This is a genomic window from Variovorax sp. P4_B11 (genome assembly GCF_056402355.1).
This window is the reverse complement of sequence record NZ_JBFUHO010000030.1, coordinates 47,822-60,082: the sequence shown is the minus strand read 5'-3', so window position 1 is coordinate 60,082 and position 12,261 is coordinate 47,822. Positions and strand designations below refer to the sequence as shown.

The following is a 12,261-nucleotide window of genomic DNA, read 5'->3' as shown; positions in this document are numbered from 1 at the left end:
GAGACGAAGTGGACCGTTGGACGGCGATGGAACTACTGGTGCAGACCGCCGAGTTGGGCAGCATGTCGCGTGCTGCCGAGGCGCTGGGTCTGTCGAACGCGGCTGCGAGCCGGCATCTGGCGGCGCTGGAGGAACGGCTGGGTGCGCGCCTGATCCAGCGCAGTACGCGGCGCCTGACCCTGACCGAGGTGGGCGAGAACTTCTACCGCAGCTGCAAGAGCGTGCTGGCCGACCTGAAGGATGCGGAGTCGGCGGCGAGTGCCACCACGCTGAACCCGACCGGCACGCTGCGCATCACGGCGTCGCTGTCGTTCTCGGTCCATCACATCTCGCCGCTGCTTCGCGAGTACACCAACCGCTACCCGAACGTGACGGTGCACGTGGAGGCAGCCAACCGTTACTACGATCTGATCGACAACAACATCGACGTGGCGATCCGCACGCGCGAGTACGAGAACGAATCGAACATCACGATCCGCCGGCTCGCGGCCACGCGCCGCATCCTGGCCGCGTCGCCCGGTTACCTCAATGCCTTCGGCATGCCCCTGAGCGTGGACGAACTCGAGCACCGGCCGCTGCTGCTCTACACCTACAGCAACAACCCGAACGAGCTCACCTTCCGCCGTGGCGACGACACGAGGAGCGTGAAGATCAAGGGGCTGCTGGAGTCGAACGACGGCCAGGTGCTGCGCACCGCCGCGCTCGACGGCATGGGCATCGTGGTGCAGCCCAAGTACATCCTCTATGACGACCTGGTCGCGGGCCGGCTGGTGTCGGTGCTGGACGACTGGGATCTGCCGCAGCTGAGCATCAACATCGCCTTCCAGAACCGGCGTCACATGTCGGCGAAGGTCCGCACCTTCATCGACTTCCTGGTCGAGCACTTCGAGCGGATGGACTACGACCGCAAGTGGACCAGCTTCGACCAGCCCATGGAAGTGCGTACGCCCGTGGCGGACGCGGGCGCCGCCGCTAAGCAGTAGCGATGCCCGCGCCGCGTGCTGCGACGCGGATGATGGCCGCGTAGTCGAGTTCGGCGTCGCCCTGCGCCACGGCGGCATGCAGCATCTGGCCGACGCTGGCGGTGAGGGCCAGCGGCACATGGAACTGCGCACCGGCTTCGAGGATCAGGCCCACGTCCTTCTGCATCTGGTCGACCGTGAAGGTCGGCGTGTAGTCGCGTTCGCGCAGTTGCACCGCCTTGGCCTTGACGATGGGCGAACCGACCGCGCTAGCGCCGATCACATCCCACATCTGGCGCCAGTCGAGCCCGCCCTTCTCTCCCAGGATCAGCGCTTCGGACAGCATGCCGCTGGTGGCGGCGATCATCAGGTTGACAATCAGCTTCATCAGCCGCGCCTGGTCTTCGCCGCCGACATAGAACTGCGTCGGGCCGAAGGTCTGCAGCAGCGGCTTCACGCGCGCATAGGCATCGGCCGGACCCGACGCCATCACGGTGAGCTGCGCCATCTCGGCCATCTTGTTGTTGCCCGAGACGGCGGCGCGCACGTGCGCGATGCCCTTGGCAGCGCAGACGGCCGCCGCCGTGGCACTGGCCTGCAGTGAAACGGTGCTGGTGTCGACGTAGACGGTGCCCGCGCCTGCATGCTGTACGACCTCGTCAGCGACTGCGAGAAAGGCGGCATCGTGCGGCAGTGACGAGATCACCACCTCTGCCGCGGCCACCGCGGCCTGCAGCGAATCCTTCAAGGCCAGACCGGCACGGCGGGCCCCGGCCTGCGCGGCCTCGCTGCGGTCGTACACCCACACGGTGTGGCCGGCGGCCACGAGATGGCGGGCCATCGGCAGGCCCATCTTTCCGGCGCCGATCATTGCGATGTTCACGTTGAGTCCTTTGTTTTGCGTGTTCCGAGCATGCGTGCATCGGCGAGGGCGCGCACGCCGTGCGCTAGACGACGCTGAAATGGTACCCAAGCAAGGACGGCGTGGCACTTCTCAGATGCGATCAGAAATGGAGAACTCTTTTCCATTTCTGAAGCATCGGGGTGGGACGGGTGAGTCGCTTGCGCCCGTGGTCAACACGGCGCCCTGGGTGCTTCGCCCTGTGATTCCGGCCCGCGGCGTGTTCGGTCAACCGGGCCAATGAAGCGCGAGGGGTCGATCGTGTCGACGGTGTTGTCGAGTTGACGCTCGATCTCCGCCGCTCACACACCCGGCCGAGAGGCGCCGCGCCTTCAGTTCATCCTCTCTGGATTTCGAGCCTTCGGCGCGTCCTGGCGTCAGCTCAGATGCTTGCCGATGAGCCCTGCAATCTCGAACATCGTCACCTGGTCCTTGCCGAAGACAGGCTTGAGCTTGGCGTCGGCGTTCACGTTGCGCTTGTTCGTCGCATCCTGAAGATTGTGTGCCTTGATGTAGACCCAGAGCTGCTTCACCACCTCGGTACGCGCCAACGGCGCGGCGCCGATCACGGCGGCCAGTTCGGCGCTCGGCGTCAGGGCCTTCATGAAGGCCGGATTGGCCGCACGCTTCGCCGGCGCTTTGTTCGCGGGCGCTGCAGTCGCGGTGGGTGCGGATTTTGCTGTTGCCATTGCTTCTTTGTGTCGATCTTGAAAGCTGCCTATGGTACCGGGTCGCAGCTGCGACCCCAAGCGATTCCCTCAAAGTGGCCCGCATGAACACAACCGATTCTCACCGGTGCCTGAACACCGGCTTGCGCTTGGACAGAAAGGCGTGCATGCCTTCGTGCGCATCCTCGCTGGCAAAACGCGCATGGAGTTGCCGCCGCTCGAAGCCGATGCCCTCCGAAAGCGGGAGCTCCCAGGCGCGGTTCACGGACTCCTTGATCGCCATCAATGCCGGCAGCGAGAAGGCCGCAATGCGGGCCGCCAGATCGAGGGTCTCGGCCAGCAGCCGCTCGTCCGCCACCACCCGCGAGACCAGGCCGCAGCGGTCGGCTTCCGCCGCATCCAGCATGCGGCCCGACAGGCACATGTCCATCGCCTTGGCCTTGCCGATGGCGCGCGGCAGGCGCTGGGTGCCCCCGGCGCCGGGCAGCATGGCGAGCTTGACCTCGGGCAAGGCGAAGCGGGCGGATTCGGCGGCGATGATCATGTCGCACGCCATCGCCAGTTCGCAGCCTCCGCCCATGGCGAAGCCAGCCACCGCCGCAATCACCGGCTTGCGCACGCGCCGGATGGTTTCCCAGTTGCGCGTGATGAAGTCGCTCTGGAACACATCCATGTAGCTCCAGTCCGCCATCGCCGCGATGTCGGCCCCGGCGGCGAAGGCCTTGTCATTGCCGGTGATGACGATGACGCCGATGTCCGCATCGGCATCGCAGGCCTGCAGCGCCGCGCCCAGCGCGTCCATCAGCGCATCGTCGAGCGCGTTCATCTGTCGCGGCCTGTTCAGCGTGAGGAGGCTCACCCGGCCGCGCGTCTCCACCAGGATCGGTCTGTCTTGCATGGCAGGCTCGCTCAGTCCACGACGATCTTCTGTTCCTTGATCAGCGCGGACAACAGCGTGCCCTCGTCGACCAGCAGCTTGCGGAAGTCCGCCGTGTCCATCGCGATCGGCTCGGCACCGAGGTCGGCATAGCGCGCCTTGACGGCCGGCTGCGCCAATGCCTTGCCCAGTTCGCGGCTCATGCGGGCCATGATGTCGGGGGAAGTCCCGTTGGGCGCCCACAGGCCGAACCAGATGTCGAGGTTGGCCCCCGGAAAGCCCTGCTCGCTCACGGTCGGGACCTCGGGAAAGAACGGGGAGCGCCGGGTGCTCACGACGCCCAGCAGCTTGACCTTGCCGGTGCGAATGTGCGGGAAGGCGATGCCCGGGTCGCAGACGAAGTCCGCCTGGCCCGACAGCACATCCTGCAGCGCAGGGGCCGCGCCGCGATACGGGATGTGGGTGATGTAGGTGCCGGTGGCCTGCTTGAACAGTTCGCAGGCGAGGTGCGGCGCCGTGCCGGCGCCGGCCGAAGCGTAGGACAGCGTGCCCGGCTTGGCCTTGGCCAATGCCACCAGTTCCCGAACGTCCCTGGCGGCCATCTGGGGCTTCGCGACCAGGTACATCTGGGTCCGTCCCACACTGGCCACCGGCGTCAGGTCGCGCGAAGGCAGAAGGTTCGACTTGAACAGCGAGGGGTTGGCCGTTTCCACCGAGGTGGGCGCGATCAGGAAGGTGTGGCCGTCCGGCGCGGCGCGCACCACTTCCGAGGCCGCGATGTTGCCGCTTGCGCCGGGCTTGTTGTCGATGATGACCGTTTGGCCCAGCGATTCGGAGAGGGCTTGCGACAGGATGCGCGCCATGACATCGGTGGTGCCGCCCGGCGCGAAGCCGACGACCACGCGGATGGGCTTCGCGGGCCAGTGGCCGGCCGTCTGCGCCTGCGCGGAACAGCCGATGCCGAACAGGGCGAAGGCGGCGAGCGCCAGGCCCCGGCGTGCGGCCGCTGCGGTATGAATGAACATGGTCTTGTCTCCTTGGATGGGTGGGAAGGCGTGAGGCGTGGCCGCTCAGGCTGCGTTCTCGCGCAGCAGCTCGCGCAGCTTGAATTTCTGGATCTTTCCGGACGGCGTGGAAGGCATCGCGTCGCGCACGACCAGACGTTCCGGGATGTACTGGAGCGCCACCTTCTGCCCTTTCAGGAACTGCACGATCGAGGGCAGGTCGACGCTGTGGCCCGGCCTGGGCACCACCACCGCGCAGGCCCGCTCGCCCAGGCGCTCATCGGGGTAGGCGACGATGGCGGCCATGGCGATGTCCGGGTGCCGGTACAGCAGCGACTCGATCTCGACCACCGGAATGTTCTCGCCGCCGCGGATGATCACGTCCTTGCTGCGGCCGGTGATGCGGATGTAGCCCTGCGCATCGATGCGTGCCAGGTCGCCGGTATCGAACCAGTCGTCGGCGTCGGTGCCGTTGAGATGCGAGCGCCGCAGATAGCCGCCGAAGTTGGAGCAGGCGCGCACCAGCAGCCGTCCGGGCTGGTCGGGTGGCAGCACCCTGTCGTGCTCGTCGACCACCTTGAGCTCGACGCCGGGCAGCGCAAGCCCATCGGTCGTGACGGCGCGTTGATCGTCGTCGTCCAGCCGGATCAGGGTGACCGCGCCGTTTTCGGTCATGCCCCAGGCGGACACGATCTTGGTGCCCAGGACCTGGCGCGCCTGCTCCACCAGCGGGCCCGGAATCGGCGCGCCGGCACACAGGAAGGTCCGCAGGCTCGGTACCTCCTGGCCCGTTTCGGCGACGGTCCTGGCAAGGTCCGCGAGGAACGGCGTGGAGGCCATCGTGAAGCTGGCTCCCTCGGCCCGGATCAATTCGATCGCCCGCTTCGGCTCCCAGATGTCCTGCAGCGCCGCGCTGGCCTTGAGCATGATCGGCATCATCAGCCCGTACATGAAGCCGGTCTGGTGCGCCATCGGCGAAGCCATCAGCACCACGTCGCCGGCGCCCAGGCGCAGGCGCTGCGCATAGGGAATGATGTTCGCCATCGTGGTGTTGGCCGAGTGCATCACGCCCTTGGGTTCGCCGGTGGTGCCCGAGGTGTAGATCAGCTGCATCACGTCATCCGGGCCGGGCCGGCTGCGCGTGAGGATGTCGTGCGCGTCGGGCTCGTTCTCCCAGGCCGGACCGCTGAGCAGCGCCTCGAAGCTGTCGGCGCCCGCGCCGTCGACCACCACGATCTGCTTGAGGTCCGGCAAGGCCGGTTGCAGCTCGACCAGCATGCGCTCGAAGTCGAAGCCGCGAAAGGTCTTCGGCACGATCACGACCTTGGCTTCGCCGTGCTTGAGCATGAACGACAGCTCGCGCTCGCGGAAGATGTGCATGAGCGGATTCATCACCGCGCCGATGCGCGAGCAGGCGAGGTAGGTCAGCGTGAACTGCCACCAGTTCGGCAGCTGGCAAGCCACCACGTCATCGCGGCCCACGCCCAGGCGGGAAAGCCCGACCGCGATGCGATCGGCCATGCGGGCCATTTCGCGGTAGGTGAAGCGCATCGTGGCGCCCTCTTCCACCCGGAGCGCCGTCAGCGCGAGCTTGTCGGGGCAGTCCGCCAGGCAGGCGTCGAGGTCGTCGTTGATGGTGCGGTCATGCCAGAGGCCCTGCGCCACCATCCGGGCGCGGCGCGGGGGCAGCAATACGGCGTCGAATTCCATGGTCTTGTCTCCTCGTTGTGGTGGGCGTCGTTGTCGACGGATCAGGCGGGCACCGCATCGCGGCCGGCGCGGGTGCGCGCCACGATGGTCTTCATGATCTGGGCCGTGCCGTCGCCGATCTGGAAGCCCAGCACGTCGCGCAGGCGCTGCTCCATCGCGCCACGGTCATAGCCGCCGTGGCCGAACATCAGCAGGCACTGGTGGATCGCGTCGTAGGCCAGCTTGGGCGCCCACCACTTGCACATGGCCGCCTCGGCCGTGTGCGGCGCGCCCTTGTCTTTCAGCCACAGCGTCTGCAGGCACAGCAGGCGGGCGGCGGTGATCTGGGTGTCGAAATCCGCCAGCGGGTGCGACACGCCCTGGAAGGCCGACAGCGGCTTGCCGAAGGCCTCGCGCTGGGCGACGTACGCCCAGGTCTCCTCCAGTGCCACGCGGGCCACGGCCAGGACTTGCAGGCCGATGAGCGCGCGCGAGTAGTCGAAGCCTTGCATCACCTGCACGAAGCCCTTGTTCTCGGCGCCGAGCCGGTGGCTCACCGGCACGCGCACGTTCTCGAAGAACAACGAGCCGCGGCCGATCGCGCGCTGGCCGTGGCAGTCGAAGCGGTTGCGCGTGATGCCGGGCAGATCCATCGGCACCAGCAGTGCGGTGACGCCATGGGCCGCCGATTCCACCGAACCCGTGCGGCCGAACACCACCGCCGCGTCGGCCTGGTCGGCGGCCGAGATCGAGGTCTTTTCGCCGTTCATCACGTACGCGTCGCCCACGCGCTCCACGCGCAGGCGCAGGTTCGCCGCGTCGGAGCCTCCGCGCGGCTCGGTCAGGGCGATCGCGAGCAGCGCCTCGCCGCGTGTCAGCTTGCGCAGCCACGGGTTGACGATGTCGGTCTGGCCGTGCTGCGAGAGGATCTGGCCGTTGAGCGAGGCCAGCAGATTGACGTAGGACATGCTCAGGTCGGCGCGCGCGATCTCCTCGTGGATCACGCCGGCGGCCAGGCAACCCATGCCCTGGCCGCCATGTGCCTCGGACAGTTCTGGCGCGATGAATCCCATCTCGCCCATTTCGCGCATCAGGCGACGATCCAGTTCGCGGTTCTTGTCGCGCTCCAGGAATCCGGGCGCGATGCGTTCGGTCGCGAAGCGGCGCGCGTGGTCGCCGAGCGTGGTCAGGTCTTCGTCGAGGTACGGGTTCATGACATGTCTCCATGGGTGCGCTGCGCCGCGGCGCGATACGCGATGCGCCGGGCGTTGCGGGGGTTTCGAAAGGCGGTGGACGGGGCTTTACTTGGCGTACTTGCGGAAGTCGGGCTTGCGCTTTTCCTTCAGGGCGTTGACGCCTTCACGCGATTCCTCGGTGTCGTAATAGAGCTTGAGCGCGTACATGCCCATGCCGGCGATACCGCTCTGATGCGCCGTGTCCATGTTGAAGCTGCGCTTGGCGATGGCGATCGCCGTGGGGCTGCGCTCGCAGATCTCCTCGGCCCACTTCTGCACCTCGGCGTCGAGCTGGTCGTGCGGCACCACCGCGTTGGCCAGGCCCATGGCCACGGCCTCGGCGCCGCTGTAGCGGCGATTGAGATACCAGATCTCGCGCGCCTTCTTCTCGCCGACCACGCGGGCCAGGAAGGCGGTCCCGTAGCCCGGATCGACCGAGCCCATCTTGGGGCCGACCTGGCCGAAGATGGCCTTCTCGGACGCGATCGTCAGGTCGCAGATCGTGCACAGCACGTTGCCGCCGCCGATCGCATAGCCCTGCACGCGGGCGATCACCGGCTTGGGCACATTGCGGATCGCGTCGTGCAGTTCTTCCATCGGCAGGCCGATGGTGCCGCGTCCGTCATAGTTGCCGTCGTGGGCGGACTGGTCGCCGCCGGTGCAAAAGGCCCGGTCACCGGCGCCGGCCAGCACGATGGCGCCCACGCCGCGGTCGTAGCCGGCGCGGTTCAGCGCCTTGATGAGTTCGTCGCAGGTCTGGCCGCGAAACGAGTTCATCTTCTCGGGCCGGTTGATGGTGATCCAGGCCACGGCGTTGCGTACTTCGTAGAGGATGTCTTCGAATTCCATGATGTTCTCTCTGTGGGTTGAAGGGGGTTCAGGCCGGGGCTCAGCCGTTCATGGTCAGGCCGCCGGAGACGCTCAGCACCTGGCCGGTGACGAAGGCCGCGTCATCGCTCGCGAAGAAGAGGATGGCGCCCGGCAGGTCGTCCGGCTGGCCGATGCGGCCCAGCGGAATCGAGCGCGTGAAGGCCTCCATCAGCTTCTCGGGATTGCCCGCGCCTTCCTTGTATTCGGCGAACAAGGCCGTGTCGGTCGGCCCCGGGCACACGACGTTGACGGTGATGCCGTGGCGCGAATGCTCGCGGGCGATGGTTTTCGAGAAGGCCACCAGCCCGCCCTTGCAGGCGGCGTACACCGCTTCGCCGGAGGAGCCGACGCGCGCCGCGTCGGACGCGATGTTGACGATGCGGCCGGCCTTGCGCGCCGCCATGCCGGGCAGCACCGCGTGGTGCATGTGCAAGGCGCCGGTGAGGTTGATGGCGATCAGCTTGTCCCACTGCGCCGGCTCGGTCTTGGTGAAGGGCTTGAACACGTCCCAGCCGGCGTTGTTGACCAGCACGTCGATCGGACCGAAACGCTGCGCCACGGCGGCCACCGCGGCATCGACGCCGGCGCGCTCGGTGATGTCGCAGCGGAAGGCCTCGGCCTGCCCGCCATCGGCGCGAATCCGGGCCGCGACCTGCTCCGCCGTGTCGAGGTTCAGGTCGAACACCGCCACCTTGGCGCCTTCGCGTCCGAAGCGGCGGCAGGTCGCGCCGCCGATCCCGCCACCGCCGCCGGTGACCACCACTGTCTTGCCTTCGAATCTTTGCATGAGGTTCTCCAATCAGGTTTCAAGCTTGCTATCGTCTGACGGCTGCATCCTTGGTTCGGATTGCTTTTACGTCAATGTGTTTACCTATTGTAGGATGCCGGTCTGGCGCTTGCATAGCAATTTTTCAACGAGAAATATCATGGTTACCCCTAATGAAAACAGCGAAACAGCCCGGATGGAGCTTGCCAATCGCGTTTTCTTCAGACTGTATCAATGTGCCAATATGTTGCACAAAACAGGGACCCGAGCGGTCGAGGCCGAAGGGCTGACCACGCAGCAGTGGGCGGTGCTCGGAGCGCTGTCCAGGCCGGCGGTGAGCGATGGGATGAGCGTGGGAGATCTCGCGCGCTATCTCAAGGTGAGCCGGCAGAATCTTTCCGGGCTGCTGAGCCGGATGGAGCGCGACGGCCACATCGGCACCGCGCCCGACGGACGCGACCGGCGCTCGCGCCTGGTCACCATGACCGAATCAGGACGGCATGTGTGGCTGGTGGAAGCCCAGCCGAAGATCCACGGCTACTACGAGAAAGTCCTCGACGGCTTTTCCGTCAACGACGTCACGCACACCCTGCACTACCTGCTCAAGATCCTCGAGAACATGCAGCGGGTGGACGATGAACAGGGTGGCGTGCCGGAGCCATGAACCCAGGGCGCCCGCCTCGTCGAGGAACAAGGTGCCGCCGTGGTCCCATGGAGCCATGAACCCAGGGCGCCCGCCTCGTCGAGGAACAAGGTGCCGCCGTGGTCCCATGCGCACCACGGCACCGGCCGGCAGGCAGGCGCGGCACCCGGGGCTTCAGTCCGGCGACTGCGACAACCGCTCGCGGTACATCTCGCGCAGCCGGGTCTTCAGGAACTTGCCGGTGGCGGTCTTGGGGATCGCCTCGACCCACTCGAAGTCGTCGGGCAGCTGGAAGCGCGCCAGCTTCGGCCGCAGGAATTCGCGCAGCCCCGCCGCGTCGAGTTCCGCGCCTGGACGCCGCACCACCACCACCAGCGGCCGCTCGCCCCACTTCGGATGCGGGATCGCGACCACCGCGGCCTCGGCGACCGCGGGATGGCCCATGGCCAGGTTCTCGAGCTCGACCGAACTGATCCATTCGCCGCCCGACTTGATCATGTCCTTGCTGCGGTCGACCAGGTGCATGTAGCCCTTGGGGTCGATGGTCCCGATGTCGCCGGTGCGCAGCCAGCCGTCGGGGGTGAACTTGCCCGGATCGTTCGGCGTCGCGTGGTAGGACCCCGTGACCCACGGTCCGCGCACCTGGACTTCGCCGGCCGACTTGCCGTCCCAGGGCTGCAGGCCCTCGGCTTCGTCGACGATGCGCATCTCGACCAGCGGCGTCGCGATGCCCTGCATCGCGCGCACCGCATGCTGCTCTTCGGGCGGCAGCGCCAGGTGCTCGGGCCGGATGACCGGCACGCTGCCCAGCGGCGAGGTCTCGGTCATGCCCCAGCCCTGCACGATGCGCATGTCATGCTGCGCGAAGTTGGCGATCATCGAGGTCGGCACCGCCGCGCCGCCGACCAGCATCCGCATGCCTTTCACGAGCTTGCGTTCGCGCGTTGGATTCACGAGCGATTGCCAGATCATCATCCAGATGGTGGGCACGCCGAGCGCCATGGTGGCCTGCCCCTCCTCCATCAGGTCGAGCAGGTCCTCGCCGCCGAGATGCGGGCCGGGCAGGATCTGGCCGGCGCCGACCATCATGGCCGAGAAGGGAACGGCCCAGGCATTGGCATGGAACATCGGCGTGACCATCATGACCTGGTCGCGCACCGACAGCGCGAACAGGTCGGGGATGCAGCCGGTGATGGCATGCAGCACCATCGAGCGGTGCGAGTAGACGACGCCCTTCGGCCGTCCGGTGGTGCCCGAGGTGTAGCACATGCCGACGGCCTCGTTCTCGTCCTGCTCCGGGTATTGGTAGGCGCTGGCGTCGCCCTCGATGAAGTCCTCGTAGCTCTGCATGCCGGCGGGCAATGCGGCGCCGCCGAAGGGCACGACGACGACGCGCGGCTGCTGCTTGAGCAGGGGCGACACGCGCTCCCAGATCGGCAGCAGCACGTCGTCGACGACCAGCACCCGGTCGCCGGCGTCTTCCATGATGTAGGCGATGTCCTCGGGCGAGAGCCGCAGGTTGAGGGTATGGAGCACCGCGCCCGCCGCCGGGATGCCGAAGTAGCACTCCAGGTGCCAGGCGTGGTTCCAGCTCATCGTCGCGACCGCTTCGCCCCGCGCGATGCCGGCCTTGGCGCGCAAGGCCTGCGCCAGCTGCCGGGCCCGGCGCCGGATCTCGCCGTAGCTGCGCCGGTAGGTCGACTTGTCGGGCAGGCGTCCCAGCACGCCACGGTCGCCGAAGTAGGTTCCGGCACGTTCGAGGATCATGTTGGTGCTGAGCTGCACCGGCATCATGGTGGACTTCATCGGGGTGTCTCCGTGGCTGCTTGTCGCAATCGAATCCGGACCGCGCCGCATGATAGGACGAGGCCGGCCTCGGCCGCCAGGGGCGCCAGGGATTTCGAGCAGTCTTCCTGCCTCAACTGCGCTTCGCGGCCGAGGCGCCCGTCTTGGCGGTCCTGGGCCTGGGCGGGCGCGGACGGACCGGCTTCTGCTCGGCGTCGCGCAGCGCCGCATCGATCAGGGCGTCGGCCATCCACAGCGCCGTGCGTTCGACCTCCCGATCGCCCAGGCCCCAGATGTCCTTGAGGATCACGTAGGGCTCGATGCCGTAGACCACCGACAGCGCGTGGTGCAGCCGGTCGCGCACGGCCGGGCTCATCAAGGGCGCCAGCGGCTCGATCGCGTGCTCGAGGATCCGCACGCGATGGCCGCGCCGATAGGGCTCCTCCTCCAGCAGCCCGGCGCGCTCGAGCCCCCACTGCTCCAGCGAGAGCTGGGCGGCGGCACGCAGCTGTGCCTCGAACTCCTTGAAGCGCGGGAAGGTCTGCAGGAACAGCTCGTGCACGCGGTCGCGGCCGTTGGGGTTGGCGGACGCCAGCTTGCGCACCGGCCCGAGCGAGCTGTCGATCACCGCGGTGACCAGCGCGCTGCGGCTCGGGAAATAGCGGTAGGCCGTGGCCCGCGACACCTTCGAGCGCGCCGCCGCCTCGGCCACCGAGGGAATGTGACCGCTCTCCTGGATGATGGTCATGGCGGTGTCGAGCAGCAGCCGGAAGGTGGCGGCCCGGACGCCGCGCTCAGGAGGCGTCGGCGGTTCGCTCAGCTTGTGTTTCAGTCTCGCCATCGGGTTTGTACGGGCCTTGA

General features: G+C 67.4%; 12 protein-coding genes. 2 read left to right on the top strand and 10 right to left on the bottom strand.

Features of this window, described 5'->3' with window-relative positions:
* Positions 1–8 precede the first annotated feature (8 nt).
* Positions 9–983, top strand: a complete 975-nt coding sequence (locus AC1DYD_RS24080; RefSeq protein ID WP_478175273.1) for a LysR family transcriptional regulator — start codon at positions 9–11, stop codon at positions 981–983.
* Here AC1DYD_RS24080 and AC1DYD_RS24075 read toward each other — a convergent pair.
* From AC1DYD_RS24075 to badH, 8 genes are all read right to left on the bottom strand, one after another.
* The gene (locus tag AC1DYD_RS24075) at positions 973–1,845 is read right to left on the bottom strand and encodes an NAD(P)-dependent oxidoreductase (RefSeq protein ID WP_478175272.1); all 873 of its coding nucleotides are present in this window, start codon (positions 1,843–1,845) and stop codon (positions 973–975) included. The genes AC1DYD_RS24080 and AC1DYD_RS24075 overlap by 11 nt on opposite strands.
* Positions 1,846–2,240: 395 nt before the next feature.
* A complete protein-coding gene (locus AC1DYD_RS24070; RefSeq protein WP_478175305.1) occupies positions 2,241–2,552 on the bottom strand; it encodes an SWIB/MDM2 domain-containing protein in 312 nt (103 codons plus the stop codon).
* A 100-nt stretch (positions 2,553–2,652) separates the two neighbouring features.
* Positions 2,653–3,429 carry an enoyl-CoA hydratase gene (locus tag AC1DYD_RS24065; RefSeq protein WP_478175271.1) on the bottom strand — a complete coding sequence of 259 codons (777 nt, stop codon included), beginning with the start codon at positions 3,427–3,429 and terminating at the stop codon, positions 2,653–2,655.
* A gap of 11 nt (positions 3,430–3,440) precedes the next feature.
* The gene (locus tag AC1DYD_RS24060) at positions 3,441–4,433 is read right to left on the bottom strand and encodes a Bug family tripartite tricarboxylate transporter substrate binding protein (protein ID WP_478175270.1); all 993 of its coding nucleotides are present in this window, start codon (positions 4,431–4,433) and stop codon (positions 3,441–3,443) included.
* A gap of 45 nt (positions 4,434–4,478) precedes the next feature.
* Positions 4,479–6,122: a cyclohexanecarboxylate-CoA ligase gene (aliA, locus tag AC1DYD_RS24055; protein ID WP_478175269.1), complete on the bottom strand. Its 1,644-nt coding sequence runs from the start codon at positions 6,120–6,122 to the stop codon at positions 4,479–4,481.
* A 41-nt stretch (positions 6,123–6,163) separates the two neighbouring features.
* Positions 6,164–7,315, bottom strand: a complete 1,152-nt coding sequence (gene aliB / locus AC1DYD_RS24050) for a cyclohexanecarboxyl-CoA dehydrogenase (protein ID WP_478175268.1) — start codon at positions 7,313–7,315, stop codon at positions 6,164–6,166.
* Between the two features lie 87 nt (positions 7,316–7,402).
* On the bottom strand, positions 7,403–8,185 hold the full coding sequence (gene badI, locus AC1DYD_RS24045; RefSeq protein ID WP_478175267.1) for a 2-ketocyclohexanecarboxyl-CoA hydrolase: 783 nt from the start codon (positions 8,183–8,185) through the stop codon (positions 7,403–7,405).
* Positions 8,186–8,225: 40 nt separating this feature from the next.
* On the bottom strand, positions 8,226–8,993 hold the full coding sequence (gene badH, locus AC1DYD_RS24040; protein ID WP_478175266.1) for a 2-hydroxycyclohexanecarboxyl-CoA dehydrogenase: 768 nt from the start codon (positions 8,991–8,993) through the stop codon (positions 8,226–8,228).
* Positions 8,994–9,132: 139 nt separating this feature from the next.
* Here badH and AC1DYD_RS24035 point away from each other — a divergent pair, with 139 nt between their 5' ends.
* On the top strand, positions 9,133–9,636 hold the full coding sequence (locus AC1DYD_RS24035; protein ID WP_478175265.1) for a MarR family winged helix-turn-helix transcriptional regulator: 504 nt from the start codon (positions 9,133–9,135) through the stop codon (positions 9,634–9,636).
* A gap of 153 nt (positions 9,637–9,789) precedes the next feature.
* Here AC1DYD_RS24035 and AC1DYD_RS24030 read toward each other — a convergent pair whose 3' ends face one another.
* Both AC1DYD_RS24030 and AC1DYD_RS24025 read right to left on the bottom strand, forming a co-directional pair.
* On the bottom strand, positions 9,790–11,421 hold the full coding sequence (locus tag AC1DYD_RS24030; protein WP_478175264.1) for a long-chain fatty acid--CoA ligase: 1,632 nt from the start codon (positions 11,419–11,421) through the stop codon (positions 9,790–9,792).
* Positions 11,422–11,533: 112 nt separating this feature from the next.
* On the bottom strand, positions 11,534–12,241 hold the full coding sequence (locus tag AC1DYD_RS24025) for a TetR/AcrR family transcriptional regulator (protein ID WP_478175263.1): 708 nt from the start codon (positions 12,239–12,241) through the stop codon (positions 11,534–11,536).
* Positions 12,242–12,261 lie beyond the last annotated feature (20 nt).

Excerpts from the sequence above, each read along its gene's own strand:
- AC1DYD_RS24070 (WP_478175305.1), bottom strand. The coding sequence starts at position 2,552 with ATGGCAACAGCAAAATCCGCACCCACCGCGACTGCAGCGCCCGCGAAC.
- AC1DYD_RS24065 (WP_478175271.1), bottom strand. The coding sequence starts at position 3,429 with ATGCAAGACAGACCGATCCTGGTGGAGACGCGCGGCCGGGTGAGCCTC.
- AC1DYD_RS24060 (WP_478175270.1), bottom strand. The coding sequence starts at position 4,433 with ATGTTCATTCATACCGCAGCGGCCGCACGCCGGGGCCTGGCGCTCGCC.
- aliA (WP_478175269.1), bottom strand. The coding sequence starts at position 6,122 with ATGGAATTCGACGCCGTATTGCTGCCCCCGCGCCGCGCCCGGATGGTG.
- aliB (WP_478175268.1), bottom strand. The coding sequence starts at position 7,315 with ATGAACCCGTACCTCGACGAAGACCTGACCACGCTCGGCGACCACGCG.
- badI (WP_478175267.1), bottom strand. The coding sequence starts at position 8,185 with ATGGAATTCGAAGACATCCTCTACGAAGTACGCAACGCCGTGGCCTGG.
- badH (WP_478175266.1), bottom strand. The coding sequence starts at position 8,993 with ATGCAAAGATTCGAAGGCAAGACAGTGGTGGTCACCGGCGGCGGTGGC.
- AC1DYD_RS24035 (WP_478175265.1), top strand. The coding sequence starts at position 9,133 with ATGGTTACCCCTAATGAAAACAGCGAAACAGCCCGGATGGAGCTTGCC.
- AC1DYD_RS24030 (WP_478175264.1), bottom strand. The coding sequence starts at position 11,421 with ATGAAGTCCACCATGATGCCGGTGCAGCTCAGCACCAACATGATCCTC.
- AC1DYD_RS24025 (WP_478175263.1), bottom strand. The coding sequence starts at position 12,241 with ATGGCGAGACTGAAACACAAGCTGAGCGAACCGCCGACGCCTCCTGAG.